Below are 26188 nucleotides of genomic sequence, written 5' to 3' on the forward strand. Positions count from 1 at the left end.
CGGCTCTGCTCGTTCCGGGGCCGCTGCGCGGGGTGTGACAGGGCGTACGGTGTCCCGTCACACCCCGCGCAGCGCGCGCGTCAGATACGGCGCGGTCCGGCTGCCGGGCGCGGCAGCCACCTCGGCCGGCCGGCCCGCTGCGACGATCCGCCCGCCGTCACCGCCCCCGCCGGGCCCGAGGTCGATCACCCAGTCGGCGCCGGCCACCACCGCCATGTCGTGCTCGACCACCACCACTGTGTGGCCCGCGTCCACCAGACCGTGCAACTGCCGCATCAGCACCTCGACATCGGCCGGGTGCAGCCCGGTGGTCGGCTCGTCCAGGACGTACAGGGTGTGCGCCCCGCGGGCCCGCTGGAGCTCGCTCGCCAGCTTGATGCGCTGAGCCTCACCGCCCGACAGCTCGGTCGCGGGCTGCCCCAGCCGCAGATAGCCGAGCCCCACGTCGAGCAGCGTCCGCAGACTGCGTGCGGCGGCCGGCGTACCGGCGAAGAACTCGGCGGCGGCCTCCACCGTCAGATCGAGCACATCGGCGATGGAGAGCCCCCGGTGCCTGATCTCCAGCGTCTCCGGGTTGTACCGCGCGCCGTGGCAGTCCGGGCACGGCGTGTAGGTACTGGGCAGGAACAGCAGCTCGACGGAGACGAACCCCTCGCCCTGGCAGGTCTCGCACCGCCCGCCCGGCACATTGAAGGAGAACCGGCCCGCCCGGTATCCGCGGGCCCGCGCCTCGTCGGTGGCGCTGAACAGCTTCCGTACGGTGTCGAAGAGCCCGGTGTACGTGGCGAGGTTGGACCGGGGAGTACGGCCGATCGGTTTCTGGTCCACCGTCACCAGCCTCTTCACACCCGGAAGTTCCTCGGTGATCTCACCGACCAGGGTGGATTTCCCGGAGCCCGATACGCCGGTCACCGCGGTGAGCACACCGAGCGGGACCGTGGCCCGCAGGGCGTCGAGATTGTGCCGGGTCACCGGGCCGATCTCCAGCAGCCCGGACGGCTCCCGCGCCGAGCGCACCGGAGCCGGGGACTCGTCGAAGAGATAGCGCCGGGTCACCGAATCGGCCACGTCCGCGAGGAGCCCGGGCGGCCCGCTGTGCAGCACCCTGCCCCCGTGCTCACCCGCGTCCGGCCCCACATCGACCAGCCAGTCCGCACGGCGTACGACGTCCAGCTCGTGCTCGACCACGAAGACGGAGTTGCCCGTCTCCCTGAGCCGGTCGAGAACCACCAGCAACGCCTCGGTGTCCGCGGGGTGCAGCCCCGCCGACGGCTCGTCCAGCACGTACACGACACCGAAGAGGCCGGACCGCAACTGCGTTGCCAGCCGCAGCCGTTGCAGTTCACCCGAGGAAAGGCTCGGGGTGCTCCGGTCCAGGCTCAGGTACCCCAGGCCCAGTTCGGTGACGACCGCGATGCGCGCCAGCAGATCGGCGGTCAGCACCTTCGCCGTCTCGCTGTCGTGCTCGCCGGCCAGCACCCCGGCCAGACCGGACAGCGGGAGCGCGGCGAGTTCGGCGATCGTACGGCCGGCGAAGGTCACCGCGAGCGACTCGGGGCGCAGCCGGCGGCCCCCGCACAACGGGCACGGGGCGCTCGTCAGGAAGCGCTCGGCCCTGGCGCGCAGCGACTGGCTCTTCGAGTCCGCGAAGGTGTGCAGCACATACCGCTGCGCGCTCATGTACGTGCCCTGGTACGGGCGGTGGATGCGCCCCGCGTCCCGCACCGGGTGCACGGTCACCACCGGCTGCTCGTCGGTGAAGAGGATCCAGTCGCGGTCCTGCTGCTCCAGGTCGCGCCACGGCCGGTCCACGTCGTACCCGAGTGCGTCGAGTACATCGCGGAGGTTCTTGCCCTGCCAGGCCCCGGGCCACGCCGCGATGGCACCTTCCCTGATGGAGAGTGAGGGGTCCGGCACCAGCAGCGCCTCGCCGGTCCGGTGCACCCGTCCCAGGCCGTGGCACTCCGGACAGGCGCCGGCCGCGGTGTTCGGCGAGAACGCGTCGGAATCGAGCCGCCCGGCCCCCGCCGGATAGTCGCCCGCACGCGAGAAGAGCATCCGCAGCGAGTTCGAGAGCGTGGTGACCGTCCCGACCGACGACCGGGAGGTGGGTGCCGATCTGCGCTGTTCGAGCGAGACCGCGGGTGGCAGACCGCTGATCGAGCCCACCTTCGGCGCCCCCACCTGGTGGATGAGCCGCCTGGCGTACGGGGCGACCGACTCGAAGTACCGCCGCTGGGCCTCCGCGTAGACCGTCCCGAAGGCCAGCGAGGACTTGCCCGAGCCCGAGACCCCCGTGAACACCACCAGGGAGTCACGGGGGATGTCCACATCGACGCCGCGCAGATTGTGCTCGCGGGCATCACGGACACGGACATACGGGTCATGAGGGCTTTGCATACCGGAATTCTAGTGCCGCGGTACCGGAGAACCCGGGTGGCGGTTGCCCTGCGCGGCCGCCGTCACAGGCCGACATCCCGGCGCCGTACGTCGTCCAGCGACTCCCGGCGTACGAGCACCCGGGCGGCCCCGTCCCGCACCGCGACCACCGGCGGGCGGCCGATCAGGTTGTAGCCGGATGCCATGGACAGGTGGTACGCCCCCGCGGCCGGTACCGCCAGCAGATCGCCCGGCCGTACGTCGGCGGGCAGCGGCACCCGGTCCGCCACGACATCGCCCGCCTCGCAGTGCCGCCCCACGACGGTGGCCTCGGCGGGCCCTGCGGCGGAGCGGCGGCCCACGAGCCGGGGCGCGTACCCGGCTCCGTACAGCGCGGGCCTCGGGTTGTCGCTCATTCCGCCGTCCACGGCGACGAAGGTGCGCTTCCCGGTCCGTTTGACCGACAGCACCCGGTAGAGGACCACTCCGGCGGGCCCGGTGATGGCCCGGCCCGGCTCCAGGGTCAGCCGCGGTACCGGCAGCCCGGCCCGTGCACAGCCGTCGGCCAGCTCCGCGCGGACCCGGGAGGCCAGCGTGTCCGGACCGAGGCTCTGATCACCCGGACGGTAGGCGATGGCATGACCACCGCCGATGTCCAGCCGGCGCAGGGTCACACCGTGCTGGTCCCGTACCCGGGCCAGCAGCCCCACCATCCGCCGGACGGCGGCGGCATAGGGCTTGGCCGATGTGATCTGGGAGCCGATGTGGCAGTGCAGCCCGACGAGGTCGAGTCCCGGCTGGCCGAGGATCTTGGTCACGGCGTGCGCGGCGGACCCGTCGGTGAGGGAGAGGCCGAACTTCTGGTCGTCCGTGCCGGTGCGGACCGCCGCGTGCCCGCCGGCCGACACACCCGGGACGACCCGCACCATGACCGACCGGGGCGGGCCGGGCGGCACGGCCGCGGCGAGCCGGGCGATCTCCGACGCGCTGTCGACCACGATCACTCCGACGCCGAGCCGGACCGCCGCACTGAGGTCCTTGGGGCTCTTCGCGTTGCCGTGCATCACGATCCGTTCGGGCGGGAAGCCGGCGCCGACGGCGAGTTCCAGCTCGCCCGCCGAGCAGACGTCGAGCCCCAGCCCCTCCTCGTGGACCCAGCGGGCGACGGCCCGGCACAGGAACGCCTTGGCCGCGTAGACGACTTCGTCGTCGGGGAAGGCGGCCCGGTAGGCCCGGCAGCGCTCCCGGACCTCGGCCTCGTCCAGCAGGTAGACGGGCGTGCCGAACTCCTCGGCGGCCTCGGCGAGGGAGACCCCGCCGACGGTGACATCCCCGTCGGGGAGCGGGCGGGCGGAGGCCGGCCAGACGGACAGCGCACCGGCCTCGGCGGGATCCGTGGCAGCGGTCTCCGGGACGGCGGAGGACGAAGCGGAGGCGGCGGTGGCGGATACAGCGACAGGAACGGACATGGTTCCCCCTCAGCCGATCAGCAGATCGAGGCGGGTGGTGACGGCGGCTGTTCCGGTGCCGGCCGGGGCACCGGTGCGCCGCCCGACGCGGCCGGAGCGGGTCGCGGTGGGCGCGGAGAACTGCGGGTCGACGGTGAGCACGGCGACGCCCAGCGGCCCGACCAGGGCGCGCAGCGCCGGTTCGGAGAGCCTGATCCACGCCTGGTCCCGGCCGAGGGTGTTCCGCAGCCGCGCCTCCGATGTGAAGCCGACCGCGGTGCGCGCGCCGGGCGGGGTGCGGAAGACACGGGCCGAGCAGCCTGCGGGTCCCGGCCGGACGGGAACGAAGAGAGGCCCGGCCGGGGGCTGTTCGGGAGGTTCGGTGGCGTCGGCGTGGGTGCTCGTGGACATGGCGGCTCTCCTGGAGGAAGAAGGCGGTCGGTGCCCCGGCCGGGTCGGGCCGTGGCTGCATCGATGACGCTATGCCCGCAGGGGGAGGGGGCCGGTGTGCCGCTGACGGACACTTGACGCGCGGCTGCCCGGTACTGACGCGATGCTGACGCGCGGGCGCGGATGCGGGTGCGCGTACGGGCGCGGATACGGGGCGCGGATACGGGGCGCGGTCCGGCCGGCCGGACGGTGCCCGGTGCGCCGGGTCAGCCGACGTGGACGCGGGGCCGCCGGGCCGGATCGGGCTCCGCCCGGCGCAGGACCTCACGGGTCACCGGGGCCACCTCGCCGTGGCCGAAGACCAGGAAGCGCAGCAGATGGCCGACCGGGCTGCCCTCGGTCCAGTTGAAGTAGGCGTGCGGTACCCGGCCGGTGCGGTCCCTGAGCTGGAGGAGTACAGCGGCGATGGTGTTGGGCACTCCGGGGCCGACGACGCGCAGGATGCGCACCCCGTACCGTTCGCCGCCGGTCACCGGCATGCTCACTGTGAAGTCGGAGGAGTCCTGCACGGTGACTTCGAGGAAGAGGACCGGGCTCCCCTCGGGGATGTGGGTCTCCTCGCGCTGGCTGCCCTCCTTCGCGCGATACTCCGCCGCGTCGCGCTCGTGCGGCTCGTTGGCGATGACGCGCAGCGGCCCGAGCCGGGCGGCCGCGTCCACCAGCCGGGCGGCGGTGTCGTCGAACGTGACGTCGGCCGCGCGCAGTTCGAAGGCGCGGTGCACCCGGGACGCGAACGAGGTCAGCAGAATGCCGACGATGAACAGGGAGGCGATCTTCAGCCCGTCGGGGCGCTCGATCACATTGGTGACCAGGGTGTACGCGAAGACCGCCGTGATGAGACCGAAGCCGGCGGCGGCGCGCCGGCGGCCCCGGTGCAGGACCGCGACCGTCGAAGCGAAGGACGCGGACAGCATCAGGACCAGCACCCCGGTGGCGTACGCGCCGCTCTGCTTGTCGACGTTCGCGTCGAACTGCCAGGTGACGAAGAAGGCGATCGCCACGAAGATGAGGACGAGCGGCCGCACGGCGCGCGCCCACTCGGGCGCCATCCCGTAGCGCGGCAGATAGCGCGGTACGAGGTTGAGCAGCCCGGCGAGCGCCGACGCGCCGGCGAACCACAGGATCGCGATCGTGGAGATGTCGTACACCGTCCCGAAGACCTGGCCCAGATGCTCGTGCGCCAGATAGGCGAGGGCCCGCCCGTTGGCCTTGCCGCCGGCCTTGAACTCGGGGGCGGGGATGAGGATGGTGGTGGCCAGGCTGGAGACCAGCAGGAACCCGCTCATGATCAGCGCGGCGGTGGTGAGCAGCCTGCGGGTGTCCCGGATCCGTCCGGCGGGCTTCGCATACGTGTCCGTCGCGTCCCCCCTGACCTGCGGCATGACGGCGACCCCGGTCTCGAAACCGGACATGCCGAGTGCCAGCTTGGGAAAGACCAGCAGCGCCACACCGATCATCGCGAGCGGCGAGGAGTGCGCGGCCCTCGCCGCCTGCCACCAGTCGCTCACGTCCACGGGGTGGGTGGCCACGTTCCACACCGAGTTGGCGAGTACGACCAGGTTGAGCCCCAGATAGATCCCCACGAGGACGACCGCGATACCGATGGCCTCCCGGAAGCCCTTGAGGAAGATCGCGCCGAGACCGGAGACCAGCGCCAGGGTGATCCAGAGATTGGCGCCCTGGAGCCAGTGCGGTGCGAACGGGTTCTCCACCACATGCGCGGAGGCGTCTGCGGCCGACAGAGTGATGGTGATCATGAAGTCGGTCGCCGCGAAGCCGAGCAGCACGAGGACGAAGAGCTTCCCCGCCCACCACGGCAGCAGCCGTTCCAGCATGGCGATCGAGCCCTCGCCGTGCGGGCTCTCGCGGGCCACCCGCCGGTACACCGGGAGCGCGCCGCCGAGTGTCAGGGCGAGCAGCACCAGGGTGGCGAGCGGTGAGAGCAGACCGGCGGCCAGTGCGGCGATGCCCGGCTGGTAGCCGAGCGTGGAGAAGTAGTCCACACCGGTGAGGCACATCACCCGCCACCAGGCATGCCCCTTGTTCTCGGCGGGCGGTGTGCCGTGCGGGCCGGGGTGCCGGGCCGACTGCTCGACCAGGCCTTCCAGCAGCCAGGCCCGCCAGCGCGCCGTGGGGCGCGCGGGCTGCGGCGGGGGCGCGGCCTGGCTGCCGGTCATGCGGGGATCCCCCTGTTGTCTCTGGCGGCTCTGCTGGCTGCGGGGTCTCGCCCTCAGAGCCGAGGGGCAGCGGTGTCCCTCACATCGTTACCCGGCCTGCCGCGGTGAGCGACCGCGCCGCCGTACGACGGCCGCCGCCAGCTCGCCGATCAGGCGCTCGGTCTCCTCCCAGCCCACGCAGGCGTCGGTCACGCTCCGGCCGTACGTCAGCGTGCTGAGCGGGCCCGGCTCCTGACGGCCCTCCAGCAGGAAGCTCTCCACCATCAGCCCCGCGATGCCCTCCTCGCCGGCTGCCACCCGGTCGGCGACCTCCCGTACGACCTCCGCCTGGCGCACCGGGTCCTTGCCGCTGTTGGCGTGGCTGGCGTCGATGACCAGACGGCCCGGCATCCCCGCCTTGTCCAGCAGTGCGAGGGCGTCGCTGATGTCCTGCGGGCCGTAGTTGGGCCCGCCGCGGCCACCGCGCAGAATCACATGGCAGTCGGGGTTGCCGGACGTCGAGACGACCGAGCCGTGGCCTTCGCCGTCGATCCCGAAGAAGACATGGCTCCCTGCCGCCGCCCGGCAGCCGTCGACCGCGGCCTGGACGTCGCCGTCCGTCGCGTTCTTGAATCCGACCGGCATCGACACCCCGGAGGCGAGCTGGCGGTGCACCTGGCTCTCCGGTGTCCGTGCGCCGATCGCGCCCCAGGTCACCGCGTCAGCGATGTACTGCGGGCCGGTCGGCTCCAGGAACTCGCAGCCGACCGGGAGCCCGGTGCCGAGCACGTCGACCAGCACCTGGCGGGCTGTGCGAAGTCCCCGCTCCACGTCGTGTGTGCCGTCCAGACCGGGGTCGTTGATGAGCCCCTTCCAGCCGAGCGTCGTTCTCGGCTTCTCGAAGTAGACGCGCATGACGACGCAGAGCTCACCGCTCAGCGGTGCGGCGGCCGCCGCCAGCCGCCGGGCGTACTCCAGTGCTGCCGCCGGGTCGTGGACGGAGCAGGGGCCGACGACGAGGAGGAGTCTGTCGTCCTCCCCGGCGAGTACGGACCGCACCGCCTCCCTGCTGTCGCGGACCAGCGCCACGCGCTCGGCGTCCAGGGGGAGTTCGTCCCGCAGGGCCGACGGTGCGACGAGGCGCTGGAAGCCGGTGACCCGCAGGTCGCCGGTGTCGGACGCTTCGGTGGTGGAGGTGTTCATGAGGGCTTCCCGTTCTGCTGCGGCGGGAGGCCCTGTGCGTGCGGTGCACGCCCGCCCGGTACCAGCCCGCCTGTACGACGAAAGGCAGAGACGATGCGTCTCTGCCTTGCTGGCTCCGGGTGATCGGTCGGTCAGCGCACGTGACCTCCGGCTCCACCCGGAGCCGGCTCATAGCGCTGATACCAACGGATCACTGACATGCGGAAACCGTAGCAGAGCCGGAGCGGCACCCGGACGGGGAACCTCCGGTTGATAGGCAACCATATGGTTGCCTATACTTCGGGTGTGAGCATGGATGAGGCGTTCCGGGCACTGGCCGATCCGAACCGGAGGCGGCTGCTCGACCGGCTCAACGCCCGGAACGGGCAGAGCCTGCGGGAGCTGAGCGAGGGCCTGGAGATGAGCCGGCAGGCGGTGAGCAAACACCTCGCGCTGCTGGCCGGGGCCCATCTGGTGACGGCCGTCAGACATGGCAGGCAGAAGCTGCACTACCTCAACCCCGTGCCCATCCAGGAGATAGCCGACCGCTGGATCGGCCGGTACGAACGCGGGCGGCTGACGGCGCTCTCGGAGCTCAGACAGACCTTGGAAGGACCAGCCATGGACAAGCCGGAATTCGTCTACGTCACCTATATCCGCACCACCCCCGAGAAGCTCTACGAGGCCCTGACCGACTGGGAGTTCATCAAGCAGTACATGGACGGCTGGGGGCCACGCTCGGACTGGGAGCCGGGATCGGTGGTCGAGTGGAAGATGGGTCCCGACGGGGATTTCGAGGACCTCGGCCAGCGGGTCATCGAGGCCGAACCGGGCAAGCGGCTCTCGTACACCTGGCACACGCTCCAGTCCATGCACCGGGAGATGTCCGACGACGTGTCGGACGAGGAGTTCGCGGAGGCGAGCAAGGAGCGATCCAGGGTCACCTTCGACATCGAGCCAGCCGAAGTGCCGTCGGCCGGGGTCAAGCTGACCATCACGCACGACGGCTTCGACAGCCCCGCGAGCAAGATGCTGGAGGGCATCAGCGGCGGCTGGGTCCTCATCCTCTCGGCACTGAAGACCCTGCTGGAGGGCGGCCGGACGGTCGCCGAGTAGTGCGGGGACAGCGGCCGCGGCCCGGTGTGTCAGCCGGTGATCCGCGCCAGCCGCCGGTAGGAGTCGAGCAGCGCCGTACGGTCGTACGTACTGGTCGTGACCAGGAACTCGTCGGCGCCGCTGCGGCTCAGCAGCTTCTCCAGACCGTCCGCCACCTCGTCCTCGGTGCCGTGCAGCTGGCCGCGCCGGGCCTCGTCGAAAAGGGCCCGCTCCCGTTCGGTCATCCGCAGACCGGTGATCCGCTCGGCGGGGGCGAGCGGCGGGAACACGCCATGGGTGCGCGAGTAGGCCGTGGACCAGGCCTCGGGCAGCAGGATCCGGCGTGCCTCCTCGGTGGTGGGGGCAACGGCGACGGTGCCCGAGAGCACGACGTACGGGCGCTCGCCCCAGGCCGAAGGCCGGAACGCGTCGCGGTAGCCGTCGACGGCGCGCAGCATCTCGTCCTCGCCGCGAACGGCGGCGATCACCAGCGGCAGTCCCGCCCCGGCCGCCACCTGTGCTCCCGCGCCGGTCGCCAGGACGAAGGCCGGCAGCCGCAGCCCCTCCGCCGGACGGGCGTGGACCTGGGGGTGCGCGGTCTGGTCGCCGGAGAAGTAGCCCAGCAGCTCCGCCAGCTGGGCGGCGAAGTCCTCGGCGTCCTGCCTGCCGTGCCCCAGTGCCCGGCGGATGCCGTCGGTGAACCCGACGGACCGGCCCAGGCCCATGTCGATCCGGCCGGGGAAGAGCGCTTCGAGCACACCGAACTGCTCCGCGACGACGAGCGGCCGGTGGTTGGGCAGCATCACCCCGCCGGTGCCCACCCGGATCGTCGAGGTGGCGGCCGCGACGGCGGCGGCGAGGACGGTGGGCGCGGAGCCCGCGACGCCGGGCACGCTGTGGTGCTCCGAGACCCAGAACCGGTGGTAGCCCAGCGCCTCGGCCTGTTGCGCGAAGCGCACGGTGTCGCGCAGGGCCTCCGGGCCGTCACGCCCTTCGCGGGTGCGGGAGCGGTCCAGTACGGAGAACGGGGTCGAGGAGATCGCAGAACTCACAACGGGTTCAACGTCCGTGCCGGGCGCGCATTCCCCAGCCTCTTCCGCCGGGCGGGGGAGTGCGCCGGGTCACCCCTCGTCCTCCAGCCGGAAGCCGACCTTCAGGCCGACCTGGTAGTGCTCGACCTGCCCGTCCACGATCTGCCCGCGCACCTCGGTGACCTCGAACCAGTCGAGGCCCCTGAGCGTGCCCGCCGCGCGCCCCAGACCGTTGCGGATGGCCTGGTCCACGCCCTCGTGCGAGGTACCGACGATCTCCGTCACCCGGTAGGTGTGGTCCGACATGACCCGCTCCTTTCGTCGCCTCCCTCCACGGTGCCGTACGGAGCCGTACTCCGCGCGCCGCCGACCGGGCCGCGGGGCTGACGGGCCGCTGTGCCCCGGCGGTCATCGCAAGTGCGGGCGCCCCGGGCCTTGACCGCGAGGATTGGTCTGTACCAAAATCCAGCCAACCCGTTCAAGCCGTCCGCGCTTCCCCCACGTCGGGTCATGAACTGCCGTGTCCTTACGACAGAGGTGACCTCCGTGAAGAACCGTCCCGGCCTGAGCCGCGCCGTCCTGCTCGCCACCGCACTCACCGCCACCGCGCTCACCGGCTGCGGCCGGCTGCCGGGCATGGGTGACAGCACCACCACCGTCACGGTGTGGCTGATGAAGGGCAGCGCGTCCGACGGCTTCGTCCAGCGCTTCACCAGGGAGTACGAGAGTGAGCACAAGGACGTCAAGCTGGCTGTCCGGATCCAGGAGTGGGGTGGAATCGGCGCCAAGGTCACGGCGGCCCTGCGGTCCGGCCACGGCCCGGACCTGATCGAGGTCGGCAACACCCAGGTCGCGATGTACGCGGAGAGCGGCGGGCTGCGCGACCTCACCCTCGAATCGGCCCGCGACCTCGGCAGTTCGGACTGGCTGCCCGGTCTCGCCGACCCCGGAAGCATCGACGGCGCCCAGTACGGCATCCCCTGGTACGCGGCCAACCGCGTCGTCATCTACAACAAGGACCTGTTCCGGAACGCCGGGATCACCGAACCGCCGAAGACCCGAGCGCAGTGGATCAAGGACACCGAGGTGCTCGACCACGGCGGCCGGCAGGGGATCTACCTGGCCGGACAGGACTGGTACACCCTCTCCGGCTTCATCTGGGACGAGGGCGGTGAACTGGCCGAGGAGGCCGGCGGTAATTTCACCGGGGCCCTGGACAGTCCGGCCGCGATCAGGGGCATGGACTTCTACAAGGAGCTCCAGGGCCTCGGCAACGGGCCCAAGAACGCGGACGAGGCCCATCCGCAGCAGGCCGACGTGTTCGCGGGCGGCGATGTCGCGCAGATCATCGCGGTGCCCGGCACCGCGCAGACCATCCTGAAGAGCAATCCGGGGCTCAAGGGCAAGCTCGGCTTCTTCCCGATCCCCGGGAAGACGGCGGCCAGGCCGTCGGCGGTGTTCACCGGCGGCTCCGATCTGATCATTCCCGACAAGGCACCCCACGGTGACGCGGCGGTCGGAGTCGTCGAAGCCCTGGCCGGACGCAAGTGGCAGACCGAGCTGGCCCGGACCATGAGCTATGTCCCCAACAAGGCCAAGCTCGCCGGCGTGGTCAAGGGCGAGGAGGGGACCGCCGCGATGGCCGCGGGCGCGGCACGCGGCCGGGCCACCCCGAACTCGCCGCGCTGGGCGGCGGTCGAGGCGGACAACCCGATCAAGCCCTATATGACAGACGTGCTCACAGGGCAGGACGCCGGAACAGCCGCGAAGAAGGCGTCGAAGCTCCTCACGGACGAGCTGGTGGACCGCTGAGCGACAGCGCGAACCGCCCGCCGGAATCCGTCCACCAGTGGTCCAATGCCAGGCCCGCCGCGCCCAGTTCGGTTCGCACCCCCTCCTGGCGGAACTTGGCGGACACCTCCGTCCGCATCTCCTCGCCCGCCGCGAACGGCACCGCCAGATCCAGCTCCGGGATCTTCACGGTGAACGCCCCGCGGGCCCGCAGCCGCATCTCGATCCACTCGTTCTCGCTGTCCCAGACCGCGAGATGGTCGAAAGCGTCCGGATCGAAGTCGGCCCCCAACTCCCGGTCGATGACGCTCAGTACGTTCTTGTTGAAGGCGGCGGTGACACCGGCCGCGTCGTCGTACGCCGGGACCAGCACGCTTTCCGCCTTGACCAGGTCCGTACCGAGCAGCAGGTGGTCGCCCGGATCGAGCAGATTCCGTACGGATCGCAGGAACGCGGCGCGCTCGGGCGGCAGCAGATTCCCGATGGTGCCGCCCAGGAAGACGACGAGCCGGGGGCCCGGGGCGGCCGGCAGTGCCAGCTCACGGGTGAAGTCCGCGATCAGCGCGTGCACGGCGAGCCCCGGCCGCTCGGCGAGCAGCGCCTCCGCCGCCGCGGTGAGCGCGCTCCCGCTCACGTCCACCGGGATGTACGCCTCCAGCGCGGGCAGCGCGTCGAGCAGATGCCGGGTCTTCTCCGATGACCCCGAACCCAGCTCGATCAGGGTGCGGGCGCCGGTGGCCTCCGCGATGTCGCCCGCACGGGCGAGCAGGATCTCCCGCTCCGCCCGGGTCGGGTAGTACTCGGGCAGCGCGGTGATTTCCTCGAACAGCTCACTGCCCCGCGCGTCGTAGAACCACTTGGGCGGCAGTGTCTTGGGCGTACGGGTCAGGCCCTGGAGCACGTCCGCGCGCAGGGCGGCGTCCGTCGCGTCCTCGGGCAGGGTGCGGGTCAGCTGGAACGGACTCACGCCGTGGGCTCCTTGAGTGGGGTCAGCTGGACATCGGTACGGGTCGCCACGAGCAGGGTGCGGTCGGGGACCTCGCGCCAGCCCGGACCGTCGTCGTACGGCTCCGAAGCGACGACTGTGCGGCCGGCGTCGGCGCCGGTGCTGCCGGTGGTGGTGGAGGCGGTGGAGGCGGTCGTGCCGGACTCCGTGAGGTACCAGAGTGTGTCGCCCCAGGTTGTGGCGGCGATGGCGGTGCCGTCGGTGAGCAGCAGATTGAGCCGTGAGCCGGGCGCGGCCGCCGCGAGGTCGGTGACGCTGTCGGCCAGCGCCTGGCCGAGCGGATCGCCCTCCCGCAGCCGGTGCAGGACGAGCGCCCAGATCAGCGCGGAGTCGCAGCGCGCCGCCATCCCGAGCAGCTCGGCCGGCGGGAGCGTGGCGGCGAGCGGTGCCGCGCTCACGGGCCAGCCCGTGAGCGCGCCGTTGTGGCTGAACAGCCAGGGACCCGCGGCGAACGGCGCCGCCGCGGCCTCCCCGTCGGCACCCGCCTCGGTGGCGTCGCGGACCGCTGCCAGCACCGCCCCGCTGCGTACGACCCGGGCGAGATCGGCGAAGGAGAGGTCGGCCCAGATCGGTCCGGCGCGCCGGTAGCGCGCGGGCACCGGGTCGTCATCGGCGTACCAGCCGACCCCGAACCCGTCGGCGTTGACTGTCCCGTGGCGCTGCCTGCGCGGCTCCCAGGACTGGCGGACCAGCGCGTGCCGAGGCCGCACCAGCACCTCACCCAGCGGCTCCGACGGCCCCAGGCAAGCGATATGACGGCACATCAGGCGTCCCTCGCGGTCCGGAACCCGGCGAAGATCTGACGGCGCACCGGCAGATCCCAGTTGCGGAAGGTCGCCCGGCAGGCCACTTCGCCGACGGAGAACGCGCCGCCGCGCAGCACCTTGTGGTCCGGGCCGAAGAACACCTCCGAGTACTCGCGGTACGGGAAGGCGACGAACCCCGGATAGGGCAGGAAGTCGCTGGCCGTCCACTCCCACACATCACCGATCAACTGCCGTACCCCGAGCGGCGATTCACCGTCCGGATAACTGCCCGCCGCCGCCGGGCCGAGGTGGCGCTGGCCCAGGTTCGCCCGCTCGGGGGTGGGGTCCTCGTCACCCCAGGGGTAGCGGTACGAAAGGCCGGTCGCCGGGTCGTGGCGTGCGGCCTTCTCCCACTCGGCCTCGGACGGCAGCCGCCGCCCCGCCCAGCGGGCATAGGCGTCCGCCTCGTACCAGCTCACATGGAGCACCGGCTCGTCGGGAGCGACGGGCTCCACGGCGCCGAAGCGGCGGCGCAGCCACTGGCCGCCCTCCCTGCGCCAGAACAGCGGGGCGGCCAGCTCATGGCCGCGGACCAGGTCCCACCCCTGCTCCGTCCACCAGCGTTCGTCGCGGTACCCGCCGTCCTCGATGAACCGCAGGAACGCGCCGTTGGTCACCGGGGTGGTGTCGATGTGGAAGGCCGGCACCAGCCGCTGGTGCGCGGGCCGTTCGTTGTCCAGCGCCCACGGCTCGTCCGATGTGCCCATGGTGAACGGGCCGCCGGGAACGAGGATTTCGTCCGCAAGACCGGTGCTGTCGGCACGCGGCGGCGCGGGAGCGGTCAGCGCGGCGGGGCCGCTGCGCAGCTGATGGGTGATGAGCATCGTCTCGTCGTGCTGCTGCTCGTGCTGGGCGATCATGCCGAAGGCGAACCCGGCGTCGACCAGTGGCCGTCCGCGCAGCGGGGCGCTCTCCAGTACGTCGACGACCCGGCCCCGTACCTCCGACGCGTAGCGCCGCGCCTCGGCGGGCTGGAGCAGCGGAAGCGTGGGACGGGTCGCCCTCGGGTGCTCGAAGGCGTCGTAGACCGAGTCGATCTCGGGGCGCATCGCCTCGCGGCCCGCGACCGCCCGCAGGAGCCACTGCTCCTCCTGGTTGGAGATATGAGCCAGATCCCAGACGAGCGGGGACATCAACGGCGAGTGCTGCGCGATGAGTTCGCTGTCCTCGACGCAGTCCGTCAGAGCGCTGGTACGGCTGCGCGCCGCGGTGAGCGCGTCGAGCGCGCTGCGGCGCACAGCGGTGGGGTCGGCGGTCATGGGCGGAGATCCTTCCCGTGGTCGGGATCCAGCAGATCGTCGGCGGGGCACCTGCCCCGAGCGACATAGCGTTCGGTGAAGGCGGCGACCGCGTCCTGCACCGCGGTGGCGGCGCCGAGCCGGGGCAGCGCCTCCTGCGCGGCGGCGAAGCAGAGCACCGCGGCGGCGCGCAGCTCGGGGTCGGCGAGGCCGGTCCTGGCCGCTGCCTCCCAGAGCGGGTTGCGCGGCGCGCGCGCCCGGCCCGCGGTCTCCGCGAGGGGTTTGACGGCGCGGTACACGGTCTCGGCGGCGGCCGGGTCGTCGAAGAGCGCGGCGGTCACCGCGAGCGGCACCGTCCAGCCGTCCTCGCCCGCCTGCGCGTCGATCATGCGCAGTTCGAGATGGCCGCGCGGCCGCACCGGAGGGAACAGCGTGGTCAGGTGGTAGTCCAGATCCTCCCGGGTCGGCGGCCTGGGCAGGCCGGTACGCAGCCACTGCCGGAACGAGAGGCCGTCCGGCACCGGCCAGGGCCCCACGTCGGCCCGGATGCACATCACCGGAGCGTCCAGGACGTGCGCGGCCCAGGCCTCCCGCGGCTCCAGGCAGTCGTCCGGCGCCAGCGACCGCACCGGGTCGATGTCGGCCCACTGGGACTGCCGGGTGGAGAGCCAGCCGGTGGTACGGCGCTGGCGGTGCGGCGAGTTGGCGAACGCGGCCACCAGCACCGCGCCCAGCAGATGCGCCAGCTTCCAGCGCCTGCCGTAGCCCAGCGGCCCCGGCTCGGCGTGCCCCGCGTCCAGGCAGACCTGGATGGAGGCCGAACCGCACATCATGGACCGGCCGGCGGTCCCGTGCCGGTCCAGATACGTCTCCATCGCGTCGTAGCGCGGTTCACGCAGCAGCCTGCGCGGCGGGTGCCAGGGGTCCTGGCCGAGACCGGTGAGTACCAGCCCCTCGCCACGCAGCGCGCCGCGCACCGCGGTCAGGTCGGCGGAGACCGAGTCGACGCACTCGGTCAGTGATGCGGCGGGCTGCGAGCTGAGCTCCAGCTGCCCGCCGGGCTCGAAGGTGAGCGCCGAGACGAGCGGCAGGGCGCGCACCACCGTCTGTGCCCGCCGGATCCGATCCTCGGACACCGGCGAATCGGGGCGGTGCAGGTCGTGGACGAGCCATTCGAGCTCGACCCCGACGGTACGGGGCGGTCCTGTCTTGAAGCAGATACATCGGAGCAGGTGCTCCGCATCGACTTCGGTCAGCAGCGGCATGGTCATGATCGGCTCCTCGTGGCGAAGATACCTTCAGCCGTTGTCCGGTGCCTTCCGGAAAACGGTCCGTTCCACCTAAGCCACTGCCGACGGTCCGCACAAGAGCGCCCCGGGCGGCCGGAAACACTGTTGCCCGGGAGTTCCCGGGACCATCACGGCCCGGCTACGTCCGCCGGGTGCCGCTCGGCCACCCGGGGCGCCCCTGTCACGACCTGCGCCGGTCAGTCGTCATGGCGCCCGGACGGCACGGCCCAGAACGGCTGACCGGTGCCGGTCAGCTCCAGCCGTAGCGCTCCCTGAGCCGCTGCACGACGGCGTCGAACCGCGGCCGGTCGAGCGCACAGGCCTCGCGCCGCATCCCGCCCTCGTGCACCCGCAGCACCCGGTCCAGATCGACCCAGGACTCGCGCCCCTCGCGGTCCCACGGTCCGGCGCCGATCGCCAGCCACTCCCGGTCCCGGTCGTGCGGCTTGCTGGAGAGACGGACGGCGAGCAGGGTGTCCGCCTCCTCCCTCGCCACCACCAGGACCGGGCGGTCCTTGCCGCGGCCGTCGTTCTCCTCGTACGGCACCCAGGTCCAGACGATCTCGCCGGGGTCGGGATCGCCGTCGTGGGCGGGGGCGTACGAGGTCCTGACGGGTCCGATGCCGCTTGGTTCGGCGTCAGTTGTGGCGGTCGGGCCCGTGCTGCCGGGCAGGTCGGTGTGGTCACCCTGGTATGTGGTCATCCGGGTCACGTTAGAACCTGGACGGAGCATCCCGCAGGGCGGGACCCGGCAACGGCCGCCACTCTCTGCCCATGATCACTGCGCGTACATCCCGCAAGGCCCTTTCGCTGACGGCCCTCGTCTGCGCCCTGGCCACGGCGCTCCCCTCAAGTGCCGTCGCATCCGGCCCGCGCGACACCCCGGACACCGGGGCGGCCCACCGGACCGCCTCGGCCTGGCTCCCTTACTGGGACCAGGAGAACGCCTATCAGGACGCCCTCCGCCACGCCGGTCAACTGCACACCGTCAGCCCCTTCTGGTACAAGGCCGCAGCCGCGGACCGCATCGAAGGACATCCCGGCGCGGGCGACGCACGCATCATCACCGGACTGCACCGGGCCGGGATCGACGTCGTCCCCACGGTCATGGACATGGACACCATGAAGCCGGGCGAGCTGGCGAGGATCCTCACCACACCCGCACTGCGCGCCGCGCACACCGCGGCCCTGGTCCGGCTCGCGCGGAGCCACGGCTATGACGGCATCGACCTCGACTACGAGACCATCACCACCACCGCCACTCCGGAGTACCGGAAAGTGCGGTCCGCCTACGCTGCCTTCGTCACCGGCCTCTGCGCGAAACTGCACGCCGCGCGGAAGCAGTGCGTCGTCACCGTCTCGCCGCAGACGGCCGCCACGGGCCGGATCTGGGACTACGCCGCGATCGGCCGGGCCGCCGACCGGATGCGCATCATGGCGTACGACCTGCACTGGTCGGGCGGCCCGCCCGGCCCTCTCTCCAGTACGGCCTGGTACGGCGAGATCCTGCGCCGGGCGACCGCCGTCGTACCCCCGGGAAAGATCGAGATGGCGCTGCCCGGCTACGGCTGGGACTGGCCGGCCGACGGCAGCCGCTCGGCCCGGCACGTGACCTGGAAGCAGGCCGAGGCGCTGCGCCGCAAGGTGGGCGCGCCCTATGCGCTCGACCCGGCGTCGGGCACCCCGCACTTCACGTACCGGGACGGGGACGAGCCCAGGGCCGTCTGGTACCAGGACGCGCGGGGCGCCTCCGTGCAGCTGGCGGCGGTACGCAAGTACGGGGTGCACAACACCTCCCTCTGGGCGCTCGGTTTCGAGGACCCGGGCCTCTGGAAAGTGCTCGCCCGGCAGTGAACCGGCCCGGCGGAGAACGTGGCCCGGCGTTGACACAGAGGGAAGGCGGGCAGAGACTCGGGCGGTAAACCGTCATGAACGATTGTTCACTTGGCGAACGGCCGGGTGGCATGGGAGAGGTCCGATGAGCATCCGCGACGTGTACATCGTCGACGCAGTCCGCACGCCGGTCGGGAAATTCGCGGGGGCGCTCTCCGGGGTGCGCCCCGACGACCTGGCGGCCCACGTCGTCAGGTCGCTCGTGGACCGGACCCCGGACCTCGACCCGTCCCGTATCGACGATGTGTACTTCGGCGACGCGAACGGCGCGGGTGAGGACAACCGCGACGTGGCCCGGATGGCCGTGCTGCTGGCGGGACTTCCGGTCTCCGTCCCCGGTGTCACCGTCAACCGGCTCTGCGGCTCCGGGCTCGAAGCCGTCATCCAGGCGGCCCGCGCCGTCGCGGTGGGCGACGCATCGGTGGCCGTGGCCGGCGGGGTCGAGTCGATGTCGCGGGCACCCTGGGTACTGCAGAAACCCGAACGCGCCTTCCCGGCCGGACACCAGCAGCTGCACTCCACGACGCTCGGCTGGCGGATGACCAACTCCCGGATGCCGGAGGAGTGGACCGTGCCGCTCGGCGAGGGCGCCGAACTCATCGCCGACAAGCACGGCATCAGCCGGGAGCAGCAGGACGCCTTCGCCCTGGCCAGCCACGGCAAGGCGGCCGCGGCCTGGGACGCGGGTCACTACGACGGGGAGGTCGTGGCGTACGACGGTGTCGACCTCGTACGCGACGAGTGCATCCGCGCCGAGTCGAGCATGGAGGCGCTCGCCCGGCTCAAGCCCGCCTTCCGCAAGGACGGCACCGTCACCGCGGGCAACGCGTCCCCGCTCAACGACGGCGCGGCCGCCCTGCTGCTGGTCGACGACGAGGGACTGCGCGCCACCGGCCGGGAACCGCTCGCCCGCATCCGGGCGTCCGCTGTGACCGGTGTCGAGCCGCAGCTCTTCGGGCTGGGCCCGGTCGAGGCGGTCCGGCGGGCTCTCGCCAAGGCGGGCAGGGAATTCGCGGACCTCACCACCTTCGAGCTGAACGAGGCGTTCGCCGCCCAGTCGCTCGGCTGCCTGGCCGAATGGCCGGAACTCGACCCGGCCGTCGTGAACCCGCGCGGCGGCGCCATCGCGATCGGCCACCCGCTCGGCGCGTCCGGTGCGCGGCTCGCGGGGTCGGTCGCGCACCAGCTGGCCGCGGCCGGCTCCGGCACCGGGCTGGCAGCCCTCTGCATCGGCGTCGGCCAGGGCCTCGCGCTCGTACTCGAACGCTGAGTGGCGCGGGGCAGGCCGGGTGTCGCTGATCGCACGGCAACGCTGAGCACCGCGACGCGGAAGGACTCAGGCCGGGGTTCCGGTGGACAGGCATCGCCCGCCCACCGGAACCCGGGCCGGACCCCCGGGGTCTTCCGCCGGGGGCCTTGCGTGATCCGAAACGAGCGGCGCTACGCCTCCTTCGCGTTCTCCACCGACTTGCGGACCTCGTCCATGTCCAGCGCGCGGGCCTGTCCGATCACATCCTCCAGAGCGGCTTCCGGCAGAGCGCCGGGCTGCGAGAAGACCGCGACATTGTCACGCACGATCATCAGGGTGGGGATGGAGCGGATCTCGAAGGCCGCGGCCAGTTCCTGCTGGGCCTCCGTGTCGACCTTCGCGAAGACGAGATCGTCGTGCCGCTCCGAAGCGCCCTCGTATACCGGGGCGAACTGACGGCACGGTCCGCACCAAGAAGCCCAGAAGTCGATGAGGACGAAGTCGTTGTCGGTCACGACGTCGTCGAAGTTTTCCTTGGTGAGCTCGACCGTGGTCATGCTGTGCCCGCCTTTCGTGGCTGACCGGTGTGTTCGCCCGCGTCAACCGTGGTGTTCGCTGTCGTATTCCGACTGCCCATGTGGCCGCTCGGCACACCCCGTACCAGACTGGCCCCTATGACCGATGGCATGAAGAACACGGTGTACGACGTGGTGGTGATCGGCGCGGGCCCGGTCGGCGAGAACGTGGCGGACCGTGCCCGCGCCGGCGGCCTGAGCACGGCGGTGGTCGAGAGCGAACTGGTCGGCGGCGAGTGCTCGTACTGGGCGTGCATGCCGAGCAAGGCCCTGCTGCGCCCGGTGACGGCGCGCGCCGACGCGCGCAGGGTCCCCGGACTGCGCGGAGCGGTGCGGGGGCCGCTCGACGTGGCCGAGGTACTCGCCCACCGGGACGCCTACGCCTCGCATTGGAAGGACGACGGCCAGGTCGCCTGGCTGGCGGACATCGGAGTGGATCTCTACCGCGGCCAGGGCCGGCTCACCGGCAGGAGGACGGTCGTCGTCACCGGTCCGGCGGGGGAGCAGCGGCAGCTGACCGCACGGCACGCGGTCGCCGTGTGCACCGGGAGCCGCGCGGTCATCCCTGAGCTGCCCGGACTTGCCGGCGCCCGGCCCTGGACCAGCCGTGAGGCGACCAGCGCGCGGGCGGTACCCGGACGTCTGGTGATTGTCGGCGGGGGAGTGGTGGCCACCGAGATGGCCACCGTCTGGCAGGCCCTCGGCTCCCGCGTGACGATGCTGGTGCGCGGCGGAGGGCTGCTGCCGAGGATGGAGCCCTTCGCGGGCGAGCTGGTGGCATCGGCGCTCAAGGAGGCCGGGGCGGACCTGCGGTTCCACACGTCCGCCGCCTCGGTCGAGCGGGGGGATGGACCGGTGACCGTGGTGCTGGAGGGCGGAGAGCGGATCGAGGCCGACGAGATCCTCGTCGCCACCGGCCGAGCCCCGCGCACCGACGACATCGGCCTGGACATGGTGGGCCTGACCGCGGGCGCCTGGCTGCCCGTGGACGACAGCTGCCGGGTCGACGGCAGCGACTGGCTGTACGCCGTCGGGGACGTCAACCACCGGGCCCTGCTGACCCATCAGGGCAAGTACCAGGCCCGTGTCGCGGGTGCCGCGATCACCGCACGGGCGCAGGGTGTCCCCCTGCTGGAGACCGACCGCTGGGGCGCCCACGCCGCGACCGCCGACCACGCGGCGGTCTCCCAGGTGGTCTTCACGGACCCGGAGGCGGCATCGGCCGGACTCACCCTCGCCGAGGCGGAGAGCGCCGGGTACCGGGTCAGAGCAGTGGACTACGACATGGCGGGCGTCGCGGGGGCGGGCCTGTACGCCGACGGGTACCGGGGCCGCGCCCGTATGGTCGTCGATCTCGACCGCGAGGTCCTCGTCGGCGCCACGTTCGTGGGCCCGGGAGTCAGCGAACTGCTGCACTCGGCGTCGGTCGCGATCGCGGGGGAGGTCCCCGTCGAGCGGCTGTGGCACGCGGTCCCGGCGTACCCGACGATCAGCGAGGTGTGGCTGCGGCTGCTGGAGACGTTCAGGGGATAGGAGCCGCCGTTAAGAAGTCATCTCATTTGGCTCATTTGGCGAGTCTGTTCACGGCGTCGCGGTCCGCGGCGTGAGCGGATCGGCGGTATTCCTTGGACGAGAGTCGACCGGGGCAAGTACACGATCGCGGCCAGCACCTCACGATCACCGTGCCGACGCCGACCGCCGCCCTGAGGCCGCGAGGGCGCCGCCGGTACCACCTGGTGAAGCCAAATGAGATGGCTTCTAAGGTCGATCGGGTGACTGCCGGGTCGGCCATGGGGCCACGCACGAGCGAGGTTCCAGCGGCCGAGGCATCGACGAGCGCGGCGGTGCTCAGGGGCCTGTGTCATCGCACCGCCGCGCCGGCGCTCACCGCCGGGTCTTGATCACCGTGCGCTGATCGGTGGGGAGTTGCGCGGTCTTCACTGTCAGCGTCCGCTTGGCCGAGTCATACGTCCATTTCACCGGCTTCCCGTTCACCGTCACTGACCGTGGGCGCTCGGCGTTCACGTAACTGAGGGTCCATGAACGAGACGTGACCCGGTCGGGATACGTCCCTTGCTGCGGCGAAACGGTGAGCGTGTCGCCGGCCGTGCGGATCGTCGTCGTCGCGTGTTCACCGCGCGAGTACTGCATGCCGTCGCCCGCGTCTTCGTACAGCGGGAAGGAGCTGTGGCCGCTGGAACCGACGGTGAGCGTGACGTGGTCCATGGGGGACTTGGCGTCGTAATCCTTGTAGTCCTGCTGGGGGAGGATGCCGCCGGAGCGGATCAGGACCGGCATTTCGTCCAGAGGCGTCGTCACGCGGACTGACTTCGGGCCGGTGTAGGTCTTGCCGGTGAAGTAGTCGGTCCAGGTGCCCGGTGGCACCCAGGGTGTGGACTTCCCGCCCGGCTCGGTGACCGGGGCGACCAGCACATCGTCGCCGAGGGTGTACTGGGTGGAGTGCTCGTACGCGGCCTTCTGCTCGGGGTAGTTGAGGTACAGGGGGCGGGCCATGGGCAGGCCGGTCCGGGTCGACTCGCGGGCCAGGGAGTAGAAGTACGGGGTGAGCGCGCCGCGCAGGCGGTCGAACTTCTCACCCGCTTCGCCGGCCTCGCCGCCGAATTCCCAGGGCAGGGACGCCTTTCCGCCGGAGTGGATGCGGTCGATGGGGGAGAAGGCGCCGAGCTGCATCCAACGGGCGTACAGCTCGGGGTTCTTGTCGGTCTCCTCGCCGTGGAAGGAGCCGATGTCGTGGCTGACATAAGGCAGGCCGATGTTGCCTTCGGAGGCGTTGATGCCGGCCGCGAAGGCGAGGGTCTCCCAGGTGGGCGAGGAGTCGCCGGTGAAGTGCATCGTCGAGCGGTGATCGGCCCAGGGTCCGGACGGGTAGCCACCGCCCAGACGCTGGTAGGAGGCGCCGATGCGGGAGAAGGCGAAGCCGCGCAGGCCGGTGGCCTCGGCGGTGTGGGCCGCGTACAGCTGGTTGATCAGGGTATCGGGGGTGATGCCCCGGCCGGTGGCGAGGGACGCGTCGCAGCACCAGTCGTTCCACCACAGGCGCACGCCTTGGGCGTCGTACGGCTTGTGCAGGTCGAAGAAGGCCTTGGCCTGGTCCGGGTCGGACCAGTCGAAGCCGTAGCAGTCGGCGCCAGAGTTGCAGGGGGTCTTGGAGAGTTGGCCGTTCGCGGTCAGCATGGCCTGGGGGAAGGCGGGGTCGGAGGCGTCGATGGAGGGGTGCGTGTTCAGGACGACGGGCAGGCCGTTGTCCTTGGCCCACTTCATGAAGGCGTCCGGGTCGGGGAAGAGGTCCTTGTTCCAGCCCGTCCAGCCGTTCCACCAGCCCGAGCCCTTGTAGTCCGTGTCGACGACCAGGGCGTCCAACGGCACCTTGTGGGAACGGAACTGGGCAAGGAGTTCCTTGTAGTCGTCGGTCGAATAGGCGTGCCAGCGGGAGAACCACAGGCCGAACGCCCAGCGCGGTAGCAGCGGTGCCGGTCCGGTCAGTGACTGCAGGTCGCGCAGGCCCTGCTTGTAGTCGTGTCCGTAGCCGAAGAGGTAGCCGTCCTGGTAGGCGGACTCCGGCCGTTCACGGCGGGGGGTGGGCTGCTGGCCGTCCCCGTTCGACAGCGCCGTTGCCGAGTCGTCGAGCAGGTACCAGCCGTCGCGGGAGAGCACGCCGTCGTTCAACTGGTAAGGAGCGGAAGGCGTGTTGTCCAGGCCGCGGGTCCAGCCGCCCAGGTTGGAGGTCTCACCCTTCGTCGCCGGGGTGGGGAAGGCGGCTTCGGCGGAGCGCGTGAGGGCGAAGGCGTCGATGTTCACCTTGCCCGTGTCGCCGTCGCGCATGGCGACCGTGATGTCGTCGATGCCATGCTTCAGCTCGACCGTGATCGGCTCGGAGACCTGGTACCTCTCCCAGTCGCCGGACGGTGTCATGGTGACCTGCTGCCGCCGGCCGCCTGCCTCGACGGACAGGGTGCGGTCCGTCGTCCGCCCGTCGGAAGCCTTGGCGTTGGAGTAGCGAAGGCGCAGGGTGTACCTGCCGTCGGCGGGCACGTTGCGTACGCGCACCGTCGAGGCTGCGCCCGCCTGCTCGTAGCCGGCGGTGACACCCCGCCCGTACGCCTTGGTGGACTGCCCGGGCGAGGTGTACTTCGCGCCGCCGGACATGGTGCCGTACTCCGTGTCGCACACCGCGCCGAACGTGCATGTCGACGTGGACTCGCCGAACTGCGGGTGGCCGGTGACCAGTTGGTCGCCTGCCGTGAGCCGTACTTCGGTGTTGTCCTGAGTGAAGGGCCCCGAGCCGAGCCGGTACCGCAAGGTGAGACCGCTGGTCCGGATCACCCGGTATCCGTTCTCCACGCGGGCGGTGTATGCGGGCGGCGAGAAGTCGCGCTGTACCGCGTTCACCGTCGGACGGTCCTCGAACCGGCCGTCCTTCGCGTACTCCATGCGCACCAGCGTGGGGGTGAGTACCTGGAAGCGGACGTCGTGGTCGATCACTGTGCCCTGAGCGGGACGCTGCCCGGGCTGCGCCTGCGCGCCTGTCGCCGCGGCCAGGGCGAGCAGTCCGCCCGCCGCCGCTGCCGCCAGGGCCTGGGTCGTGCGGGCGCCGCCCTGTCTGTCACCGAGATGTCGCATGCCGCGGGGTCTCCTCGTCTACCGGCGCCGCCGGTACGTGAGTGGAGGGAGAGGCGATTAGTTCGACTAGGCTCTGAACTAATTAGTCGGCTGTCAAGACGCTGACCGGCCTCGCGTAGCGTCGCCCTCTGCGGGCCCCGGATCCCCGGCGCGCTCTACGGCTGTTCGGCGTCGCGGTCCAGTCCTGCGCGGTAGGTGATGGTGGCAGCCCGCACCAGGGTCGCCGCGTCCAGTTCGGCCGGGATGTTGGTGACGTCTCCCTTGACCGTGCCGTCGGTGGTGCCTGCGTCAGCGGCGATCTCCGCGTTGGGCAGACTGCGGGAGAGCAGCACCAGGACATCCCGCTCACGGTCGCTCAGCGATTCCAGGCGGCGTTGGCGGCGTTGTTCGTCCGGTGAGACACGGGCCGGCCGGCGGGTGCGTGCTCCGAGAAGCCGTCGGGCGACGGCGGGGCGAGCGCCGCGTGCCCGGTGTGCACGCCGTGAATGGTACGTACGAGCTGGTCGGTCTCGGTGCGGCCCGACCTGCTCGGTGGGGCACCACGCCGGCACTCGGCCGCCGGTCAGCAGCGCTCGGTCCCGTGCGGCGCGGACCCTGAACTGTTCTTTCGCCTCACCGCACGGAGGATGTGAGAGTCCCGCCCGGGTCCTGGTACACGAGGTCGAGCGACAGATGCGCGCCCCCATGTGCCGCGGCACTGAACCCGAGGGTGGACACCATGACGGCGCATCCGCCTGCGTCAGGAGCCATGACGCGCTCGGCGAGTTCGCTCTGGACGCGGTCGACGAGGTAGTCGCCGAAGAAGGCGAAGTAGCCGCCGAGCACGATGGCCCGGGGGTTGAGGATGTCGGCAAGCACCGCCAGGCCGAGCCCCAGGCCGTCGGCGATCTCTTCCAGCGCCGTCACGGTGGCCGCGTCTCCGGCATCGCTGCGGCGTCTGAGTTCCGCGAGGCGCTGCTCCAGGTCCACGGTGGCATCACGCACCGGGTCGTCGGGTGCGGCGGCCTGATCGAGGAGGGCGTGCAGGCCGACCATGGTCTCCCAGCATCCGCGTCGACCGCAGACGCACACCTTGCCATCGGAGCTCAGGCGCATGTGGCCGATCTCGCCGGCGAATCCGGCCGATCCGCGAAGGAGCCTGCCGCCGGAGATGATGCCACCACCGACGCCGGTCTCGCCCGTCACGTAGATCAGGTCGTGGATATCGGAGGCTGAGGCGATCAAGTATTCGGCGATGGCGCCGAGTTTCGCGTCGTTCTCCAGGTGGACCGGAGGGGACTTCGGCCCCAGGCGTTGCCGCAGCGAGCCGACGACGTCGACATTCCGCCAGCCGATGTTGGGTGCGTACGAAACCACGCCGCTGTCGTGCTGAATCACGCCGGGCGCCGCGATCGTCACCGCTACCGCCCGCGAGCCGCTGCTGCGCAGCTTCCGGCAGACGACGTCGATCGCCTCCGCTGCCCGGTCGAGGACCCGGTCGGGGCCCTCGGCCCGGGCGTCGAGGGTGACGCGATGCTCGGCGGCGACGTCGCCGCGCAGATTCAGTGCGATCAAGAAGAGGTAATCGGCGCTGATCTCCAGGCCGATGCCGCAGATGGAGCGCCCGTCCATCTCGACGGTGCGGCTGGGCCTGCCGACGGCTCCCTCGCGGGCGGGCTCCCCCTCGCGGACCAGGCCGCGCTCCATCAACTCCGCGACCAGATTGGTGATCGTGGCTTTGGGCAGCCCCGTCTCCGCGGAGATCTGCGTGCGCGGCCGTGGACCCGCGTCGCGCAACAGGCGTAGCACCAGACCGAGATTCGCCCGGCGCAGAGACGCACGATCGGCTGCCCTGATCGGTCCGTCCCCGCCCAGGTCCCGTACGCCTGCTCCCCGTAGCCCTGTCCTCACTCGACCTCTCCCTCGTATACCTGCCTGCGCACCATGCCAACGTACGCGAGCCGTCAAGCGTGGCGCGAG

Annotated in this window: 22 protein-coding genes; 5 read left to right on the forward strand and 17 right to left on the reverse strand. The window is 71.5% G+C overall.

The genetic code is table 11. The features are described 5' to 3' along the window. Positions 1 to 57: 57 nt before the first annotated feature. From OHB13_RS33480 to OHB13_RS33500, 5 genes are all read right to left on the reverse strand, one after another. Positions 58 to 2400, reverse strand: coding sequence for an excinuclease ABC subunit UvrA (locus OHB13_RS33480; RefSeq protein WP_328379604.1), 2343 nt, complete (start codon positions 2398 to 2400; stop codon positions 58 to 60). 62 nt (positions 2401 to 2462) lie between these two features. Then, complete coding sequence (lysA, locus tag OHB13_RS33485) at positions 2463 to 3848, reverse strand: diaminopimelate decarboxylase (protein WP_328379605.1); 1386 nt, start codon at positions 3846 to 3848, stop codon at positions 2463 to 2465. A gap of 9 nt (positions 3849 to 3857) precedes the next feature. Beyond that, positions 3858 to 4238, reverse strand: a complete 381-nt coding sequence (locus tag OHB13_RS33490) for an SAV_915 family protein (RefSeq protein WP_328379606.1) — start codon at positions 4236 to 4238, stop codon at positions 3858 to 3860. Positions 4239 to 4483: 245 nt separating this feature from the next. Then, complete coding sequence (locus tag OHB13_RS33495) at positions 4484 to 6454, reverse strand: amino acid transporter (protein WP_328379607.1); 1971 nt, start codon at positions 6452 to 6454, stop codon at positions 4484 to 4486. Between the two features lie 87 nt (positions 6455 to 6541). Beyond that, positions 6542 to 7636 carry a 3-deoxy-7-phosphoheptulonate synthase gene (locus tag OHB13_RS33500; protein WP_328379608.1) on the reverse strand — a complete coding sequence of 365 codons (1095 nt, stop codon included), beginning with the start codon at positions 7634 to 7636 and terminating at the stop codon, positions 6542 to 6544. 291 nt (positions 7637 to 7927) lie between these two features. Here OHB13_RS33500 and OHB13_RS33505 point away from each other — a divergent pair, with 291 nt between their 5' ends. Next, positions 7928 to 8731 (forward strand): ArsR/SmtB family transcription factor, encoded by an 804-nt coding sequence (locus OHB13_RS33505; protein ID WP_328380452.1) that lies wholly within the window; start codon positions 7928 to 7930, stop codon positions 8729 to 8731. A 29-nt stretch (positions 8732 to 8760) separates the two neighbouring features. Here the strand turns inward: OHB13_RS33505 and OHB13_RS33510 are convergent, their stop codons facing one another. Further along, positions 8761 to 9762 (reverse strand): MsnO8 family LLM class oxidoreductase, encoded by a 1002-nt coding sequence (locus tag OHB13_RS33510; protein WP_328379609.1) that lies wholly within the window; start codon positions 9760 to 9762, stop codon positions 8761 to 8763. A 69-nt stretch (positions 9763 to 9831) separates the two neighbouring features. Next, complete coding sequence (locus OHB13_RS33515; protein ID WP_266850677.1) at positions 9832 to 10047, reverse strand: dodecin; 216 nt, start codon at positions 10045 to 10047, stop codon at positions 9832 to 9834. A gap of 240 nt (positions 10048 to 10287) precedes the next feature. Between OHB13_RS33515 and OHB13_RS33520 the strand changes: the two genes are divergently transcribed. Then, positions 10288 to 11553 carry an extracellular solute-binding protein gene (locus OHB13_RS33520; protein ID WP_405754746.1) on the forward strand — a complete coding sequence of 422 codons (1266 nt, stop codon included), beginning with the start codon at positions 10288 to 10290 and terminating at the stop codon, positions 11551 to 11553. Here the strand turns inward: OHB13_RS33520 and egtD are convergent. From egtD to OHB13_RS33545, 5 genes are all read right to left on the reverse strand, one after another. Next, a complete protein-coding gene (gene egtD / locus OHB13_RS33525; RefSeq protein ID WP_328379610.1) occupies positions 11528 to 12499 on the reverse strand; it encodes an L-histidine N(alpha)-methyltransferase in 972 nt (323 codons plus the stop codon). The genes OHB13_RS33520 and egtD overlap by 26 nt on opposite strands. Next, a complete protein-coding gene (egtC, locus tag OHB13_RS33530; protein ID WP_328379611.1) occupies positions 12496 to 13302 on the reverse strand; it encodes an ergothioneine biosynthesis protein EgtC in 807 nt (268 codons plus the stop codon). The genes egtD and egtC overlap by 4 nt, the downstream gene beginning before the upstream one ends. After that, positions 13302 to 14603 (reverse strand): ergothioneine biosynthesis protein EgtB, encoded by a 1302-nt coding sequence (gene egtB / locus OHB13_RS33535; RefSeq protein WP_328379612.1) that lies wholly within the window; start codon positions 14601 to 14603, stop codon positions 13302 to 13304. Before egtB ends, egtC begins: the two co-directional genes overlap by 1 nt. Then, positions 14600 to 15853 (reverse strand): ergothioneine biosynthesis glutamate--cysteine ligase EgtA, encoded by a 1254-nt coding sequence (gene egtA / locus OHB13_RS33540; protein ID WP_328379613.1) that lies wholly within the window; start codon positions 15851 to 15853, stop codon positions 14600 to 14602. Before egtA ends, egtB begins: the two co-directional genes overlap by 4 nt. A 268-nt stretch (positions 15854 to 16121) precedes the next feature. After that, on the reverse strand, positions 16122 to 16574 hold the full coding sequence (locus tag OHB13_RS33545; RefSeq protein ID WP_266850667.1) for a type II toxin-antitoxin system PemK/MazF family toxin: 453 nt from the start codon (positions 16572 to 16574) through the stop codon (positions 16122 to 16124). 71 nt (positions 16575 to 16645) lie between these two features. On the opposite strand from OHB13_RS33545, the gene OHB13_RS33550 reads away from it, so the two are divergent. Together OHB13_RS33550 and OHB13_RS33555 are read left to right on the forward strand one after the other, a co-directional pair. Beyond that, on the forward strand, positions 16646 to 17725 hold the full coding sequence (locus OHB13_RS33550) for a glycosyl hydrolase family 18 protein (protein WP_328379614.1): 1080 nt from the start codon (positions 16646 to 16648) through the stop codon (positions 17723 to 17725). A gap of 124 nt (positions 17726 to 17849) precedes the next feature. After that, positions 17850 to 19034 carry a thiolase family protein gene (locus OHB13_RS33555; protein WP_328379615.1) on the forward strand — a complete coding sequence of 395 codons (1185 nt, stop codon included), beginning with the start codon at positions 17850 to 17852 and terminating at the stop codon, positions 19032 to 19034. 170 nt (positions 19035 to 19204) lie between these two features. Here the strand turns inward: OHB13_RS33555 and trxA are convergent, their stop codons facing one another. Further along, a complete protein-coding gene (gene trxA / locus OHB13_RS33560) occupies positions 19205 to 19570 on the reverse strand; it encodes a thioredoxin (RefSeq protein ID WP_266850661.1) in 366 nt (121 codons plus the stop codon). A gap of 117 nt (positions 19571 to 19687) precedes the next feature. Here trxA and OHB13_RS33565 point away from each other — a divergent pair, with 117 nt between their 5' ends. Next, positions 19688 to 21121 (forward strand): dihydrolipoyl dehydrogenase family protein, encoded by a 1434-nt coding sequence (locus OHB13_RS33565; RefSeq protein ID WP_328379616.1) that lies wholly within the window; start codon positions 19688 to 19690, stop codon positions 21119 to 21121. A 351-nt stretch (positions 21122 to 21472) separates the two neighbouring features. On the opposite strand, the gene OHB13_RS33570 is transcribed toward OHB13_RS33565, so the two are convergent. From OHB13_RS33570 to OHB13_RS33585, 4 genes are all read right to left on the reverse strand, one after another. Next, positions 21473 to 24229 carry a TIM-barrel domain-containing protein gene (locus OHB13_RS33570; protein WP_328379617.1) on the reverse strand — a complete coding sequence of 919 codons (2757 nt, stop codon included), beginning with the start codon at positions 24227 to 24229 and terminating at the stop codon, positions 21473 to 21475. Positions 24230 to 24384: 155 nt separating this feature from the next. Further along, a complete protein-coding gene (locus OHB13_RS33575; RefSeq protein ID WP_328379618.1) occupies positions 24385 to 24561 on the reverse strand; it encodes a hypothetical protein in 177 nt (58 codons plus the stop codon). 23 nt (positions 24562 to 24584) lie between these two features. Next, positions 24585 to 24707, reverse strand: coding sequence for a hypothetical protein (locus OHB13_RS33580; protein WP_328379619.1), 123 nt, complete (start codon positions 24705 to 24707; stop codon positions 24585 to 24587). Positions 24708 to 24841: 134 nt separating this feature from the next. Further along, on the reverse strand, positions 24842 to 26119 hold the full coding sequence (locus OHB13_RS33585) for an ROK family transcriptional regulator (protein ID WP_266850653.1): 1278 nt from the start codon (positions 26117 to 26119) through the stop codon (positions 24842 to 24844). Positions 26120 to 26188 lie beyond the last annotated feature (69 nt).

The sequence above is a fragment of the Streptomyces sp. NBC_00440 genome (assembly GCF_036014215.1).
GTDB lineage: Bacteria > Actinomycetota > Actinomycetes > Streptomycetales > Streptomycetaceae > Streptomyces.